The 15,102-nt window shown below is 65.0% G+C and carries 13 protein-coding genes; 7 read left to right on the forward strand and 6 right to left on the reverse strand.

Annotated features, from left to right (window positions below):
* The first annotated feature begins 616 nt into the window (after nucleotides 1-616).
* Nucleotides 617-1,657, forward strand: coding sequence for a zinc-dependent alcohol dehydrogenase family protein (locus AC1DNE_RS05535; protein WP_441470966.1), 1,041 nt, complete (start codon nucleotides 617-619; stop codon nucleotides 1,655-1,657).
* A 155-nt stretch (nucleotides 1,658-1,812) separates the two neighbouring features.
* Here the strand turns inward: AC1DNE_RS05535 and AC1DNE_RS05540 are convergent, their stop codons facing one another.
* The 4 genes from AC1DNE_RS05540 to uvrA all read right to left on the reverse strand — a co-directional run bounded on the left by AC1DNE_RS05540 (nucleotide 1,813) and on the right by uvrA (nucleotide 7,784).
* The gene (locus tag AC1DNE_RS05540) at nucleotides 1,813-2,139 is read right to left on the reverse strand and encodes a hypothetical protein (RefSeq protein WP_441470967.1); all 327 of its coding nucleotides are present in this window, start codon (nucleotides 2,137-2,139) and stop codon (nucleotides 1,813-1,815) included.
* Nucleotides 2,140-2,766: 627 nt separating this feature from the next.
* Nucleotides 2,767-2,982 (reverse strand): hypothetical protein, encoded by a 216-nt coding sequence (locus tag AC1DNE_RS05545; RefSeq protein WP_476765329.1) that lies wholly within the window; start codon nucleotides 2,980-2,982, stop codon nucleotides 2,767-2,769.
* Between the two features lie 279 nt (nucleotides 2,983-3,261).
* The gene (locus AC1DNE_RS05550) at nucleotides 3,262-4,635 is read right to left on the reverse strand and encodes an HD domain-containing protein (RefSeq protein WP_476765330.1); all 1,374 of its coding nucleotides are present in this window, start codon (nucleotides 4,633-4,635) and stop codon (nucleotides 3,262-3,264) included.
* 227 nt (nucleotides 4,636-4,862) lie between these two features.
* Complete coding sequence (gene uvrA, locus AC1DNE_RS05555) at nucleotides 4,863-7,784, reverse strand: excinuclease ABC subunit UvrA (RefSeq protein ID WP_476841003.1); 2,922 nt, start codon at nucleotides 7,782-7,784, stop codon at nucleotides 4,863-4,865.
* Between the two features lie 260 nt (nucleotides 7,785-8,044).
* Here uvrA and AC1DNE_RS05560 point away from each other — a divergent pair, with 260 nt between their 5' ends.
* The 3 genes from AC1DNE_RS05560 (at nucleotide 8,045) to AC1DNE_RS05570 (ending at nucleotide 10,517) form a co-directional block, all read left to right on the forward strand.
* Complete coding sequence (locus AC1DNE_RS05560) at nucleotides 8,045-8,713, forward strand: GntR family transcriptional regulator (RefSeq protein ID WP_476765331.1); 669 nt, start codon at nucleotides 8,045-8,047, stop codon at nucleotides 8,711-8,713.
* Nucleotides 8,714-9,009: 296 nt separating this feature from the next.
* Nucleotides 9,010-9,576, forward strand: a complete 567-nt coding sequence (locus AC1DNE_RS05565; RefSeq protein WP_441470971.1) for a biotin transporter BioY — start codon at nucleotides 9,010-9,012, stop codon at nucleotides 9,574-9,576.
* A gap of 185 nt (nucleotides 9,577-9,761) precedes the next feature.
* Nucleotides 9,762-10,517, forward strand: a complete 756-nt coding sequence (locus tag AC1DNE_RS05570) for a metallophosphoesterase family protein (RefSeq protein ID WP_476765332.1) — start codon at nucleotides 9,762-9,764, stop codon at nucleotides 10,515-10,517.
* Between the two features lie 181 nt (nucleotides 10,518-10,698).
* On the opposite strand, the gene AC1DNE_RS05575 is transcribed toward AC1DNE_RS05570, so the two are convergent.
* Complete coding sequence (locus tag AC1DNE_RS05575; RefSeq protein WP_476765333.1) at nucleotides 10,699-10,920, reverse strand: hypothetical protein; 222 nt, start codon at nucleotides 10,918-10,920, stop codon at nucleotides 10,699-10,701.
* Between the two features lie 323 nt (nucleotides 10,921-11,243).
* On the opposite strand from AC1DNE_RS05575, the gene AC1DNE_RS05580 reads away from it, so the two are divergent.
* Nucleotides 11,244-11,981: an SDR family oxidoreductase gene (locus tag AC1DNE_RS05580; protein WP_476765348.1), complete on the forward strand. Its 738-nt coding sequence runs from the start codon at nucleotides 11,244-11,246 to the stop codon at nucleotides 11,979-11,981.
* Here AC1DNE_RS05580 and AC1DNE_RS05585 read toward each other — a convergent pair.
* A complete protein-coding gene (locus tag AC1DNE_RS05585; RefSeq protein WP_441470975.1) occupies nucleotides 11,932-12,873 on the reverse strand; it encodes a LysR family transcriptional regulator in 942 nt (313 codons plus the stop codon). The two genes, AC1DNE_RS05580 and AC1DNE_RS05585, sit on opposite strands and share 50 nt — an antisense overlap.
* A gap of 334 nt (nucleotides 12,874-13,207) precedes the next feature.
* Here AC1DNE_RS05585 and AC1DNE_RS05590 point away from each other — a divergent pair, with 334 nt between their 5' ends.
* Nucleotides 13,208-14,200 carry an ABC transporter substrate-binding protein gene (locus AC1DNE_RS05590; RefSeq protein WP_441470976.1) on the forward strand — a complete coding sequence of 331 codons (993 nt, stop codon included), beginning with the start codon at nucleotides 13,208-13,210 and terminating at the stop codon, nucleotides 14,198-14,200.
* A complete protein-coding gene (locus AC1DNE_RS05595; protein ID WP_441470977.1) occupies nucleotides 14,197-15,054 on the forward strand; it encodes an ABC transporter permease in 858 nt (285 codons plus the stop codon). Before AC1DNE_RS05590 ends, AC1DNE_RS05595 begins: the two co-directional genes overlap by 4 nt.
* Nucleotides 15,055-15,102 lie beyond the last annotated feature (48 nt).

Consider the following 15,102-nt stretch of genomic DNA (forward strand, 5'->3'; position numbering starts at 1 on the left):
CAGCTCGGTTCTTCACCTCGTCGCGTCTCGGCTTGCGGGGCCTTTCCCGTCGAACGTCCCAGCGATGCTCCTCGCGCAGGGGCCATAGTACCCCCAGGGCGGTGCCCCGAAGCCTCCCGGGAGCGGGGCGTAACCCCCGCCCGCAGGCGCCGGCCCTCACCCAACCTCCAGCATACCTCCGGACGGCCGCCCCGTTTGGGTGATGGGCGATGGCAGGATAGGGGACAGGCGAGGGGCGGGGATAAGTCCGGTTGGACAAGCGTCATGCGCGGGCTCGCCCCGAGCATCTCATGACGGCGAGACTCCGGCGCCTCCTCCGGCCCGAGAATGACGAGGAGGCGAGGGAACCGCGACGCCTCTTTCCTTCTCCCGCCCATCCCGGGCCTGCCCGAGATCAGCAGTTGAAGTGTCGAAGCCGGCAACAGCGGCTTCGATGCGGGAGAAGGTTCCCCGCGCAATTCATCGCCGGGCGGCCCGCAGCATCACAGCCGCAGGACGTGGATGCTCGGGACAAGCCCGCGCATGACGCCGAGGCAAGGCGACCCCGCCGCCACGCAATTGACGATTCCACCGGCACTGCCCCATGACACGGGCCTCGACAAAGGAGTGCCCCGCCATGAAAGCCGTCGTCTACGAAGCCTTCGGGCAGGCCCCCGAACTGCGCATCCTGCCGGACCCAGTGCCGGAGCCGCACAGCGTCATCATCAAGGTCGAAGCGACCGGCCTGTGCCGCAGCGACTGGCATGGCTGGGTCGGCCACGATCCCGATATCCGCCTGCCGCATGTGCCGGGCCATGAGCTGGCCGGCGTCATCGCCGCGGTCGGCCGCAGCGTCGTGCGCTTCCGCGAGGGCGACCGCGTCACCGTGCCCTTCGTCGCGGGCTGCGGCTCCTGCCCGCAATGCCATTCCGGCAACCAGCAGGTCTGCGACGACCAGTTCCAGCCCGGCTTCACGCATTGGGGCTCGTTCGCGGAATATGTCCGCATCGACCGGGCCGATTTCAACCTTGTGCGCCTGCCCGAGGAGATCGATTTCGCGACGGCGGCCAGCCTCGGCTGCCGTTTCGTGACCTCGTTCCGCGCCGTGGTCGACCAGGGCCAAGTCTCGGGCGGGCAATGGGTCGCCGTCCACGGCTGCGGCGGCGTCGGCCTCTCCGCGATCATGATCGCCAATGCGCTCGGCGCCCAAGTCGTCGCCGTCGACATCTCCGACGACAAGCTGAAGCTCGCCCGCGAGGTCGGCGCCGCGGTGACGATCAACGCCAAAACGCAACCCGATGTCGTCGCCGCCGTCCGCGACGCCACAGGCGGCGGCGCCCATGTCTCGCTCGATGCGCTCGGCCATCCGCAGACCTGCTTCAATTCGGTGGCGAACCTGCGCAAGCGCGGCAAGCATATCCAGGTCGGGCTGCTGCTGGCGGAGCAGGCGACGCCGCCGATCCCGATGGCGCAGGTCATCGCCCACGAGCTGGAAATCCTCGGCAGCCACGGCATGCAGGCGCATCGCTATGGCGCGATGCTCGACATGATCAGCGCCGGCAAGCTCACCCCGCAGCAGCTCGTCGGCCGCCGCATCGACCTCGCCGCATCGATCCCCGCGCTGATGGCGATGGACCGCTTCGAGGGCACGGGCGTGACGATCATCGACCGGTTCTGAGGGGGCGGCGAGGGGCGTAAGCCAGCGTCGCGACCGCCCTCACTCGCGTCATGCTCGGGCTTGACCCGAGCATCTCATGACGAAGAGGCTCCGACGCCTCATCCGGCTAGAGATTTTCGGGTCTGCGCTGCGCTCCGCCCGAGAATGACGCCCTGTTATTCCCCGCCCCGAGCGATCTCCCCGGCGACGCGGGCCTGCGCCCGCTCCATCGCCTCGCCGGGAGAGAGCCCGGCAGCGCGGTTGTCCAGCGCGTAGCGGATCTCCCGGCGCTCATCGTCCGGAATCGCCTGCATGAAGGCGCGCAGGCAGGCCGTGTCCTGGCCCTGGCAACGGCGCGCCCGGCTGCAGGCCTTGTTCGCGCAAACCTCCCAGACGCCGAGAATGTCGGCGAAGCGGCGCAGGATCAGCGGCCGCGCCCTCTGGCAGCTCTCGAAATCGGTGATCGGCGGAATCTCGGTGGGGGTGTTCTGGCGTTTCGGCATGGCGGGTCTCCCTAGGGTCAGGCACGCAGGATCATCCGCCCGCGCGGATGCGCGGCGGGAGCGAGCGGGGCTGGCGGAGCGCCGCGAGGCGCGAGGGATATCCGCAACCGTTGAGCCAGGCTGCGGCGCGGCGGGATTGAGCCACCCGTCGCACGCCCCGTGGCGCCAAGCAGGCAAGTTTACGCAGCCTGCGAACACTTGGCTGCGTGCTCCGGCGACTTTTGGCTCCGGGCCGCGCTTATCGGGCAAAGGCGGTTCGGGATGGGCCGGTTTCGACGCCAGTTTCCCTCAGCGGGTCGTCGCGCCGTCGCCATGCCCCTCCGTCACCGGCCGAGCCTTCCAGCGAGCTCCTCGCACAGGGACCGTAGTGTCCCCAGGGCGGTGCCCCGAAGCCTCCCGGGAGCAGGGCGTACCCCCCGCCCGCAGGCGCCGACCCTCACCCAACCTCCAGCATACCTCCGGACGGCCGCCCCGTTTGGGTGATGGGCGAGGGCAGGATAGGGCGGGTGAGAAGGGGCGGGGATAAGTTTGGTGTCAGGAGGAAAGCCGCAGAGCCGCAACGCTTCTCTCTCCGGGGCGGGAGAGGGTGGCGAGGAGTATTGCCCGTTTTGCTAAACGATCAATAATTCATTCTGGGGATAGGCCGATATCCCTCAACAAAGCCAACGCCTTTTGCAGCCGACCATTGTCCGTCTTGCCTGCCTTGCGAACTTCAATTTCGGCTCGCCAATCATCGACTTTCTCGATGAAAGCAAGCCAATGAACCGTGGCGGCGAGTTCCAGTACTGTGGCCGTGCATCCGGAGAATTTCTCTAACAGCGCGCGCGCGCGCACAGCATTCAAGGCCCCAAGACTATCGGGGGGGGGGGGCTGTCAGTCTTGAAGGTGCTGTATGGGGCGCCATCGGCTACACGAAAACTCACTGTTTCGTTAAGGTTTCCCCAAAACTTCGCGTCTGTGACTGCATCTGAAATCACTTCAGAATATGGCCCGTAATGATGGTACTCAAACGGTGCCCCGCTCTGCATACCAAGCTGATCCAAGAGGTATATGACCTTTTGGATGCGAATACGGCCAACGAGCGCCCCGCCCGATAGGGCGACTGTGCCGACCACCAAATTATCAAGCTGCGGCATAGCTCTCTCCAGAGATGCTCAGGACTTTCTTGCGATCGGTATCGTTAAGGAAATAATAACGAAGTATTTCTTGCTCTTGAAATAGCGCAGCGATGGGCTTTGACAAAGACGTTATGTCAACAATCTTGCCGCCGTCGCGGCGAACGTAGACTTTCTTGTGCGGCTTAACGCTCTCTTTGCTTGGGTCTTTATAAATAGAAAGTGGGGCTCTATCCTCAAATACTGTCTTTCCGATATCGTTTTTCATTGTTTGATCGAGGAATTTGCGCCGTGCAATGTCGGTTGGCTGTGGGTTTACCATGTCAATTGCAACGCCTTTCAGGATTTTCCGAGAGCAGATGCGCTCAGCAAAATCTCGAATCGGGCCATCGCCTTTAACAGCAGATATCTCCAAGGCGCTCCAGACAACCGCATCATCAAGGGCGAAATAACTTTTTAGGTCCGGTGTTGCCTTGCTGTAATAGGCTCTCAATGGGTGATCTCTCGGCACGGCAAGGTGGGCCTTCGAGCCTTTGGCTGCCTCCTCACTGAATGCAAGCAGGAACGCAGACAGCATTTGTTCGATGCCGCGCGTAGCTTTATGTAAATAAACCTGCGAGTAAAGGTGAAATCTGGCAAGTATGAAATTCTCAGCCGCCCGCATCGCTTTTTCTTCAAAGGCGAATGCCTGAATGGTGTCCCCAGTTTCTTCTGTGTCTTCGCCGCTGATTGTTGTGACCTCTACAACGCGCAAGTTGTCTAGAAGCCAATCAAAATCTATCGCTCCGGCCCCAGAGCCGGTCATTAGACGATCGCGCCGTAGATAATCAAGGCGATCCGCGTCGAACGAGCTCGAAACTACAGAGGAATAAAGATCTTGCTCGTCGCCTCGAAGCATTGCTGCGATGTCCTCGGCAACAGATCCGTCCCCTCCAAAGCGCTCTTTAAGGATGCGGCGGATATTACCATCTCTGCGGCAGATAAGTTCCGCTGTCCAATGCTCATGATCTCGGTATTTTTCTTTAGGAAGTCTGATTTTTTCAGCATTCTCAAATGCATGGCTGAATGGGCCGTGGCCAAGGTCGTGCAAAAGCGCAGCTAATAAAGCTGCGCGAACCCTATGTGGTTTTCGTTTGTCACCCGGCACGTAACGTTCAGCAACTTCCATCAACTGACGCGCGATATGGAAGACCCCAATCGAGTGAGCGAGTCGCGTATGCGTGGCGCCTGGATATGTAAACTCCGATACTCCAAGCTGTTTTACACGCCTAAGCCGCTGAAACTCAGGTGTGTCGATAAGCTCCCACGCGGCTCTATCAACCTCATCATCGAGGTTGAACGTGATGAGCCCGTGTATCGGATCTCGGATGCGCTTCAGCATAACCATTGCCATGAACAAATAGGGAACAAAATTGATTCATGCAACTGAATTCCTAGCGATCACGGCTTTGACACTTCAGCAAGAATCAATCGCAGTGAGCGCATAGAAGCGATCTTGGATTGCAGCTCATGGCCAGCGCAACCAAGTTTATGCCAGTTCCACAAGACGATGAGGTTTGTTCGCGAGCTAGGTTTTCTGGCTCTCCGGCTAATGCGGTGGTGGTGCGCCTACTCCGCTGCCTGCCGTGCCACGCTCTTCCCCTTCTTGATCGGCCGGCGGTCGAGCACTTCCTTGAGGAAGCGCGCGGTGTGGCCCTTGCCGATGCGGACGATGTCCTCCGGCGTGCCTTCGGCCACCACCTGGCCGCCGCCGTCGCCGCCTTCGGGGCCCATGTCGATCACCCAGTCGGCGGTCTTCACCACCTCGAGATTGTGCTCGATCACCACCACCGAATTGCCCTGGTCGACCAGCTCGTGCAGCACCTCCATGAGCTTGGCGACGTCGTGGAAATGCAGGCCGGTCGTCGGCTCGTCGAGGATGTAGAGCGTGCGGCCGGTGGCGCGCTTCGACAGCTCCTTGGAGAGCTTGACGCGCTGCGCCTCGCCGCCCGAGAGCGTCGTCGCCTGCTGGCCGACCTTGACATAGTCGAGGCCGACGCGCGCCAGCGTCTCCATCTTGTCGCGGATCGAGGGCACCGCCTTGAACAGGCCCTTCGCCTCCTCGACCGACATGTCGAGCACGTCGGCGATCGACTTGTCGCGGTATTTCACTTCGAGGGTCTCGCGGTCGTAGCGCTTGCCCTTGCAGACGTCGCAGGTGACGTAGACATCCGGCAGGAAGTGCATCTCGATCTTGATGACGCCGTCGCCCTGGCAGGCCTCGCAGCGGCCGCCCTTGACGTTGAACGAGAAGCGCCCGGCCTGATAGCCGCGCGCCTTCGCCTCCGGCAGGCCGGCGAACCATTCGCGGATCGGCGTAAAGGCGCCGGTATAGGTCGCCGGGTTCGAGCGCGGCGTGCGGCCGATCGGCGACTGGTCGATATCGATGACCTTGTCGAGATGCTCGATGCCCTCGATGCGGTCATGCGGGGCCGGGTGGTCGATCGCGCCGTTCAGCTTGCGCGCCACCGCCTTGTAGAGCGTGTCGATCACCAGCGTCGACTTGCCGCCGCCGGAAACGCCGGTGATGCAGGTGAACATCCCCAGGGGAATCTCGACATCGACATTCTTGAGGTTGTTGCCGCGCGCGCCGACGATCTTGAGGCTGCGGCCCTTCTGCGCCTTGCGGCGCTTGGGCGGCACCGGCACCGACATCTCGCCGGTGAGGTATTTGCTGGTGAGCGAGTTCGGGTCGTCGAGAATGTCCTGCGGCGTGCCCTTGGCGACGATCTCGCCGCCATGGATGCCGGCGCCGGGGCCGACATCGACGACATAGTCGGCCGTCAGGATCGCATCCTCGTCATGCTCGACCACGATCACGGTGTTGCCGAGGTCTCTTAGCCGGCGCAACGTGCCGAGCAGGCGCTCATTGTCGCGCTGGTGCAGACCGATCGAGGGCTCGTCCAGCACATAGAGCACGCCGGTGAGGCCCGAGCCGATCTGCGACGCCAAGCGGATGCGCTGGCTCTCGCCGCCCGACAGCGTGCCGGAGGCGCGGGCGAGCGTCAGGTATTCCAGCCCGACATCGAGCAGGAAGGTCAGCCGGTCGCGGATTTCCTTGAGGATGCGCGGGGCGATCTCGTTCTGCTTCTTCGACAACCGCGACGGCAGGTTGGTGACCCAGTCCAGCGCGTCCTTGACCGAGAGCTTCGAGACCTCGCCGATATGGCGCATGTCGATCTTCACCGCCAGCGCCTCGGGCTTCAGGCGATAGCCGTGGCACGCAGCGCAGGGCGTCTCGGACATGAAGCGGCCGATCTCCTCGCGCGCCCAGTCCGATTCCGTCTCCTTCCAGCGCCGCTCCATATTGGTGATGACGCCCTCGAAGGGCTTCTTCACCTCGTAGCTGCGCAGGCCGTCATTATAGGCCATGCGCACGGCTTCCGTGCCCGTGCCGAACAGGATCGCCTTGCGCGCGCTCTCCGGCAGCTCCGACCAGGGCTTGGTCATCGAGAAGCCGAAATGCCTGGCGAGCGCTTCCAGCGTCTGACCGTAATAGGGCGAGGTCGACTTGGCCCAGGGCGCGATCGCGCCCTTCTTCAGCGTCATCGAGTGATCCGGCACGATCATGTCCGGGTCGATCCGCATCTCGTGGCCGAGGCCGTCGCAGACCGGGCAGGCGCCGAACGGGTTGTTGAACGAGAACAGCCGCGGCTCGATCTCGGGAATGGTGAAGCCGGAGACCGGGCAGGCGAACTTGGACGAGAAGGTGACGCGCTTGGCCTCGCCGTTCTCCTCCTTCTCGTCGGCATACTCGAAAACCGCGATGCCGTCGGTCAGCTCCAGCGCCTGCTCCAGCGAATCTGCCAGCCGCGCGCCGAGGTCGGGCCGGATCACGATCCGGTCCACGACCACGTCGATGTCGTGCTTGAACTTCTTGTCGAGGGCAGGGGCGTCCGGGATCTCGTAGAACTCGCCATTGACCTTGACGCGCTGGAAGCCGCGCTTCAGCCAGTCGGCCATCTCCTTGCGGAACTCGCCCTTGCGGCCGCGCACGACGGGCGCGAGCAGGTAGCCGCGCGTCTTCTCCGGCAGCTCGGTCATGCGGTCGACCATCTGCTGCACGGTCTGGCTCTCGATCGGCAGGCCGGTCGCGGGCGAATAGGGGATGCCGGTGCGCGCCCAGAGCAGGCGCATGTAGTCATGAATCTCGGTGACGGTGCCCACGGTCGAGCGCGGGTTCTTCGAGGTCGTCTTCTGCTCGATCGAGATGGCGGGAGAGAGCCCGTCGATCTGGTCGACATCGGGCTTCTGCATCATCTCGAGGAACTGGCGGGCATAGGCCGAGAGCGACTCGACATAGCGGCGCTGCCCTTCCGCATAGATCGTGTCGAAGGCGAGCGAGGACTTGCCCGAGCCCGAGAGGCCGGTGAACACCACGAGCTTGTCTCTGGGAATGGCGAGATCGACGTTCTTGAGGTTGTGCTCACGCGCGCCGCGCACGGTGATGGCGCGGCTGTTCGGATCGGCCGTGCGGTTGCGGTCGAACATGTCTTCCAGCGCAGCGGCCTGGGCAGCGGCGGTTTCGGTCTTGCGGGCCATCGGGGCGTCCGTTGCGGTGAAGCGCTACAGATAGGGCAAAAGCCGGGCCTTTCCAGCCTCGCGGCGATCTGCCCGGCATGAATAGCACGCAGCCGTCCCGGCTGCTGCCGTCGTCCTGACAGAAAACGTCAGCAGCGGCGAGGGTTCATGTGGGGACGATCCGGCGGATCGCAATCGACTCCGGCGCACGGCCGAATTATCTATAAAACATGACGAAGCCTGCCGAAGTCACCATCGCCGTCCGCATCGCCAGAACCCTTGCGGACAGGATCATCGCCGGAGCGATCGAGCCGGGAGCGCGGTTACGGCAGGACCACATCGCGGAGGAATTCGCGACGAGCCATGTCCCGGTGCGGGAGGCCTTCCGCCGGCTGGAGGCGCAGGGGCTGGCGATCAGCGAGCCGCGCCGCGGCGTCCGCGTCGCCTCCTTCGACCTGTCGGAGGTGAAGGAGGTCGCGGCGATGCGCGCGACGCTGGAGGTGCTGGCGCTGCGCCATGCCGCGCCGCATCTCACCGCCGCCATTCTCGACGAGGCCGAGCGGGCCCGGCGCGATTGCGACGCAGCGACCGATGTCCGGGCCTGGGAGGAGGCGAATCGCCGCTTTCACCGCACGCTGGTCGCGCCCTGCGGCATGAGGCGCCTGCTCGCGACGATCGACGACCTGCATGCGGCGAGCGCGCGCTTCCTGTTTTCGGCCTGGCGCTCGGAATGGGAAGCGCGCACCGATCACGACCACCGCACGATTCTGAATGCTCTGCGCAGCGGAGACCTTGAAACCGCGACGGCGACGCTGGCGCGGCATGCCCAGTGGATCGGCGAGCGGCCCGTCCGCACCGCCTCGGGAGCGACGCGCGGGGCCTTTGCGATCGTCGGGTGAGGGGGAAGAGCTGCGAACTCGGTCCCCGTAAAGATGCACATAACCCGGCCGTCATGCTCGGGCTTGACCCGAGCATCTCCTGCCGAAGAGGGCTCCCCGTGCCCATTCCGGCAAGAGATTCTCAGGTCTCCGCTGCGCTGCGCCCGAGAATGACGCTTGGGCCAGACGGAAGATTCCCAGGAATGCCAACCGGCTTCGCAACGAAGGGCGCGCTTGCCTTTTCCATCGATATATGGACTTTCTCATAGATCAAAGGTCAAAATTATAGATAATTTGACCTCGATGAAGGAGTGACCATGACCGATCTTGCCCTCAGCCGATCCTTCAGCCCGCTGCGGCTGGAAAGCCGCTCGCTCGCCTGGCAGGCCGGCGCCGTGATCGTCGGCAGTCTGCTGCTTGCGCTGTCTTCGCAGATCAAGGTGCCGATGTACCCGGTGCCGATGACGATGCAGACCTTCGCGGTGACGCTGATCGGCGCGCTTTATGGCTGGCGCCTCGGCGCCGTCACCGTGATCGCCTGGCTGGCCCAGGGCGCGATCGGGCTGCCCGTCTTCGCCGGCGCCGTCGGCGGCGCAGCCTATTTCGCCGGCCCGACCGGCGGCTATCTGCTGGCCTTCCCCTTTGCCGCAGCGCTCACCGGTTGGCTCGCCCAGCGCGGCTGGAACGGCAGCCGGGTCGGGCTCGCCTTCGCCGCGATGCTGGCCGGCAATGCGCTCTGCCTGGTGATCGGCGTGGCCTGGCTCGGCGTTCTCATCGGCCTGCCCAAGGCGGTCGCCCTCGGCGCAACGCCGTTCGTCCTGGGCGCCATCCTGAAGTCGGCCCTTGCCGCCGCCGCGCTCAAGGCCTTCGCTCCGCGCGGCTGAGCTGCGAACAACCCTCGCATCGCGACCCGGCGGGCTCGGCCTGCCGGGTTTTTCTATTCGACGTCCAGGATCCAAGGTGCCCGTCGTCGCATATGTCTCAGTTGGGTCGGAGGCAGACGTTATCAAACAAGGCTTGGATTGATCGGCATCGCCGGGCATTTGCGAATCACTGGAGCTTCCGAAAAATGCGCATCGCCGTTCTCGCCGATATCCACGGCAATGTCCTGGCCCTGGACGCCGTGCTGGAGGATCTGCGCCGGCGTGGTGGTGCTGAGCTGTTCGTCAATCTCGGCGACAGCGTCTCTGGTCCGTTGTGGCCGCGCGAGACTATGGAACGGCTCCAGGCGCTCAACCTGCCGACGGTGCGCGGCAACCACGACCGCCGCGTCGCCGCCGACCCCCATGACGAGATGTGGGCCTCCGACCTCTACGCTCGGGAGCGACTGACCGCGGCGCAGCGCGAAGTGCTTTTCACCCAGCCGCTTACACTGGAGATTGCGCCCGGCGTCATCGCCTTCCACGCTCGCCCCGACGACGACGAGAAGTATCTCGCCGATACGGTCGTCAATAGCCAGTTGGTGCGCGCGCCTTTGGCGGCGATCCGGCGCCGGCTGAAGGCGCTCGACCCCGGGTGCCGCATCGCGCTGTGCGGCCACAGCCACCGCGCGGAACTGATCCGCATCCCGGACGGTCCCATCATCTTCAACCCGGGCAGCATCGGCTGCCCCGCCTATGACGATTCCACACCACCGGCCCATGTCTCCGAGCAAGGCTCGCCGCACGCACGCTACGGTATCGTCACCTTGGATGGTGCAGGCCAACCGGACCTTTTCGAGGCCATCGCCGTCGACTACGACCACGAAGCGGCGGCGCGCCAGGCCGAACACGCGGGACGGCCGGAATGGGCCTGCGCGCTCAGAACCGGGTTTATGTCCGGCTGAGCGAAGCGCAGGCCGGGCTGTTCGAGCTTCACGCTGACCGGGCTTTTTCAACACAAGTGGTCGGAAGCCGACGTTCGGCGCGTGCATCGGAGAATGCTTGCTTCCCGGCGGAAGGCCAGCCCCAACTGTTGGCGCATCACGGGCTGGCAGTGCAGACCCCGTCGGCGTGGATTGTGCTCGGTCAGGTTTTCTTGCCGGACAAGCGGGATGATGCGTCTGCAATCATCTCCCGACCATGTTGGGTCATGCCTTCGTTTCCAAGCAGTGATCCCGCCATCTTCACAACAAGCCCCCCTACCATGCGAAAGGTGCTCATGCCGGTCCTGCCCATGCTGCCGGCACCTGCAACTGCTTCGAGTTCGGCATCATTTAACTGAACAGAATTGTTGCGGTCGTCGCTCATGATCAGGCTCCCTCGCGTTTCATGGATTTGATGCGAGAATTAGGCGCGCTCATCCTTACAGGAGCCTTACTCCTCCGCGCGCTCGGGGCGGGGCAGCTTCCGAAATGGGGCGCTAGCAGAAGTTGGCGGGCGGTCCGTAAGCTGGCCGATGCCGCGGCGCCGGCCTTTACCGCCAGCCCCGCGTCGGAGCAGCCCGTGGCATTCGCGGGGCGCGCCCCCCTTCGTCTTCGATCGGCATCGCCGATGACATCATCGGTTCATTCCGTTTCCCCTCGAGCCGACAAAGCTGGAACACAGTCGGCAGATCGGAAATGGAGATCGAGATGACCGACCACAGAACGGGCCCGCGCCGCATCCTCATCGCCGGGGGGAGCTCGGGCATGGGCTTCGCCCTTGCGCGGCGGCTGATACGGGCCGGAGACCATGTGACGATCGTCGGCCGGAACCCTTCCCGGCTTCGGCGCGCGCACGACGATCTCGGGGCTTCGCCGCTGCTCACGACATTCGCTGCCGACATCACGTCAGAAGGCGAAGTGCAGGCTCTGTTTGCGGACGGGGATCTTTTCGATCACATCGTCTGCACGGCTGCCGACTTTACGGGCGCTTACGAACTGCTGCCTGCGCTCGATCTCGACGCGGCCCGGCGCGCCATCGACAGCAAGATCGTTGGCCCGATCCTGCTCGCCAAGCACGGCAGCCCGAGGCTCGCCGCCGGGGGATCGCTGACCTTCACATCCGGCATCGCGGCCTACCGGCCGATGGCGCGGGGAACCGTGGTCGCAACGATAAACGCGGCACTTGAAGGCCTCGTCCGGGCCCTGGCCGTCGAACTGGCTCCGATCCGTGTGAACGCAGTATCACCGGGCTGGGTCGACACGCCGATATGGCAGGCCGTGGCGGGCGAGCGGAAGGCGGAGGTTCTCGCCGGAATGGCGGAACGCCTGCCGGTCGGCCGCGTCGGTCAGCCGGAAGACATAGCCGATGCCGTAGCCTTCCTCATCGGCAATGGGTTCACGACGGGCACCGTTCTTCACGTCGAGGGTGGTCATCGTCTCGTTTGAGAGAACGCCGCGCTCGTCCCGCCCGGGCCAGGAGGAGCGTGAGGCCAGGCGACTGAACGCGTCGGCGACGCCATACCATGTCGAGCGTCGCCACGAGTTCGAACCCAGGCGATGGGATCGCGGCGACGGCACTGCGCGCGAGCGCTTCCCTCGCGGCGAGCCGAGGCACCAGGGCATAGCCGCTGCCAGCCGCAACGAGACGCACGATTGCCTCGATGCTGCCGACCTCCGCGAACGGCCGTGGCGGCGTCAGGCCGGCCCGGCGCCAGGCCTGATCGAACAGATGCCGGTAGACGCAGCCGGGCTCGGTCGTAATGAACGGCTCGGCGGCGAGGGCAACCGGATCTGAAGGAGGCGCGAAGGCGCTTCCGACAGCCGGCGGCCCGATCATGACCAGAGGCTCCCGAGCAAATTCCCGCCGAGCGAGCCTTTCGTCCAGAGCGCCCCTGCGGAACAAAAAGGCTATGTCGTTCGAGCCGTCGAGAAGGCGCTGCAGCAGGTGATCGCTGCCCGCCACCTCGATGCGCATCCGAAGCTCGGGCTGGTTCTGTCGGAGGTCGGCGAGCAGCGCCGGCAGAACCTCCGCCGCAACGGTCTCGAGCGTGCCTATGACAAGTGACCGGTCACCCGAGAGGCTCGCGATCTTCACCGCGGCCTGAGCGTCATCCATCGTCGTCAGGATTTCCTGGGCATAAGGCACCAGCGCCTCTCCGGCGGCCGTCAGACGAAAGCCCTGCTTGGAACGCAGGAACAGGCTCGCTCCCAGAGTGTCCTCGAGGATCTGGATCTGGTCGCTCACGCTGGATTGGGCAAGGTTGAGCTCGCTGGCCGCCCGCGTAGCCGTCCGACAGCGCGCGACAGCGAGGAAAGTCTGGAGCAGGCGCGGGGTCATGTTTCGTGAAACTAGATCATGTCCCCTGCCGATGCGATCACGATTCTCCGGCTGCCGGGGAGCGGAACTTCGTATCGCCCGCGTCGGGGGCGCGAACGGACTGCCCCGCCACGTCGCTCGTTTCTCGTCGCAGCTGCGCTTCGCCGCCGTCACGCGCATAGTCCTGACGGGTGCTGACAGGGTAGGGTGTGGTTTCGCCGCTCCACTTGAGCGATGCTCCCCACAAAGAGGCCGGAAGAACGGATCAATTCGCCGGGCTCCGCGTTACAGCGCGAACCGCCCGCGCGATCGGCCCCGGCGGCTTCTGTCATGGTCAAGCGGGGGAGCGATGACGATGAAAGCTTTTCTTGGAGCCGCAACGCTTGCCATCGGCCTCGGGCTCGGCGCCCCGGCCATCGCCTGCGAGCTCGACCGCCCGTTGAAGATGGCGGGCCTCGACTACGATTCCGCCGCCTTCCACACCGCCGTCGCCAGCGCGATCGCCGAGCGCGGCTTCGGCTGCAAGGTCGAGCGCGTGCCCGGCGCCATCGCGCCTCTGGTCAACGGGCTGGCGCGCGGCGATGTCGACATCGTCATGGAAATCTGGATGGCCAACCCGGTCGAGGCCTGGGTCAAGGCGGCCGAGGCGGGCAAGGTCGAACCGCTGGGCACCGCCTTCCCGGATGCCAACGAGGGCTGGTTCGTGCCGCGCTATCTGGTCTCCGGGCCGGACGCCAAGGCGCCCGACCTGAAGTCCGCTGAGGATCTCAAGCGCTACAAAGACCTGTTCGCCGATCCCGAGGAGCCGGGGAAGGGGCGCTTCTATAACTGCGTCGCCGGCTGGGTCTGCGAGGGCATCAACACCAAGAAGCTCGCGGTCTACGGGCTCGCCGGGGATTTCACCAATACGCGGGGCGGCTCGGGCGAGGCACTGGTCGCTGCGATCGAGGGCGCGCTCAAGCGCAAGCGCCCGGTGCTGTTCTACTACTGGGGGCCGAGCTGGCTGCTGGGCGCCTATGACCTCGTCAAGCTCGAGGAGCCGCCGTTCGACCCGGTTGTTTGGGCGGAGCTGAAGGCGAGCGACACCCCCAAGCGCGCCACCGCCTATCCGACGAGCAAGGTGGTGATCGGCGCCAATGTCGAACTCGCCAGGAAGGCGCCCCAGCTGGCGAGCTTCCTGAAGAGCTACGGCACGACCAGCGACATGACCTCGAAGATGCTCGCCGAGGCGCGCGAGAAGGGCGTCACGCCCGAGCAGCAGGCCGTGGTCTTCCTCAAGACGCAGCCTGACATCTGGCGCAAATGGCTGCCGGCCGATATCGCCACGAAGGTCGCGTCGAGCCTGTGACGACCGCTTTGGTGCCGGAGTTCGGCAAGGCGCTGCAGGCCGCCGTCAACCGCGGGGTCGATGCCGTCGTCACTGGCTATGGCGACAAGCTCGACGGCCTCGGTGCGACGCTGACCGCCCCGGTCCGGCTGGTCGAGACGGCGCTCCAGCACATTCCGGTTCCGGCTTTCGTCCTGGCGGTCGCAGCCGGCGCCTGGCTTGCGACGCGGCGGATCGGCTTTGCGCTGGCGATGGCGGCCCTGCCGGTGGCTCTGGCCGGGCTCGGCGTCTGGGGCGAGGCGATGCAGTCGCTTGCCCTGGTCGCGGTCGCCGTGCTGTTCGTCGTGCTGCTCGGATTGCCGCTGGGCGTCGCGGCGGCGCGGCTGCCGCACCTCGGCCGGGCGCTCGCGCCGCTCTACGACCTGATGCAGACCATCCCGAGCTTCGTCTATCTGATCCCGGTGGCGATGGTGCTCGGCCTTGGGCGTGCGCCGGCACTGGTCGCGACGCTGATCTATGCGCTGCCGCCCTTCGCGCGGCTGACGGAACTTGGCCTGCGCGGCGTCGATCCCGGTTTCATCGAGGCCTCGCGGGCGCTGGGCCTGAAGCCACGGCAGACCTTCTGGCTGATCGAGCTGCCGCTCGCGCGGCTCACCATCCTGCAAGGGCTGAACCAGGCGATCATGATGGCGCTGGCTATGGTCGTGGTCGCTTCGATGATCGGCGCCAAGGGACTCGGAGAGATCGTCCTGCTCGGTCTGCAGCGGGCCGATCCCGGCCTCGGCTTCGTCGGCGGGCTCGGCATCGTCCTGCTCGCCGTGTTGCTGGACCGGATGGCGCAGGCCGTCCTCGTGTCGCACCGGCGGCACGGCTGATTTTGGGGCGGAGCGGGGACGTTCGCCGCTTCTTCCGCGACAAACCGG

It is taken from the genome of Allobosea sp. 05L423 (genome assembly GCF_056397745.1).

What these genes read in the sequence shown, in the direction of transcription:
- AC1DNE_RS05535 (WP_441470966.1), top strand. Translation starts at nt 617, where the DNA reads ATGAAAGCCGTCGTCTACGAAGCCTTCGGGCAGGCCCCCGAACTGCGC.
- AC1DNE_RS05540 (WP_441470967.1), bottom strand. Translation starts at nt 2,139, where the DNA reads ATGCCGAAACGCCAGAACACCCCCACCGAGATTCCGCCGATCACCGAT.
- AC1DNE_RS05550 (WP_476765330.1), bottom strand. Translation starts at nt 4,635, where the DNA reads ATGCTGAAGCGCATCCGAGATCCGATACACGGGCTCATCACGTTCAAC.
- uvrA (WP_476841003.1), bottom strand. Translation starts at nt 7,784, where the DNA reads ATGTTCGACCGCAACCGCACGGCCGATCCGAACAGCCGCGCCATCACC.
- AC1DNE_RS05560 (WP_476765331.1), top strand. Translation starts at nt 8,045, where the DNA reads ATGACGAAGCCTGCCGAAGTCACCATCGCCGTCCGCATCGCCAGAACC.
- AC1DNE_RS05565 (WP_441470971.1), top strand. Translation starts at nt 9,010, where the DNA reads ATGACCGATCTTGCCCTCAGCCGATCCTTCAGCCCGCTGCGGCTGGAA.
- AC1DNE_RS05570 (WP_476765332.1), top strand. Translation starts at nt 9,762, where the DNA reads ATGCGCATCGCCGTTCTCGCCGATATCCACGGCAATGTCCTGGCCCTG.
- AC1DNE_RS05575 (WP_476765333.1), bottom strand. Translation starts at nt 10,920, where the DNA reads ATGAGCGACGACCGCAACAATTCTGTTCAGTTAAATGATGCCGAACTC.
- AC1DNE_RS05580 (WP_476765348.1), top strand. Translation starts at nt 11,244, where the DNA reads ATGACCGACCACAGAACGGGCCCGCGCCGCATCCTCATCGCCGGGGGG.
- AC1DNE_RS05585 (WP_441470975.1), bottom strand. Translation starts at nt 12,873, where the DNA reads ATGACCCCGCGCCTGCTCCAGACTTTCCTCGCTGTCGCGCGCTGTCGG.
- AC1DNE_RS05590 (WP_441470976.1), top strand. Translation starts at nt 13,208, where the DNA reads ATGAAAGCTTTTCTTGGAGCCGCAACGCTTGCCATCGGCCTCGGGCTC.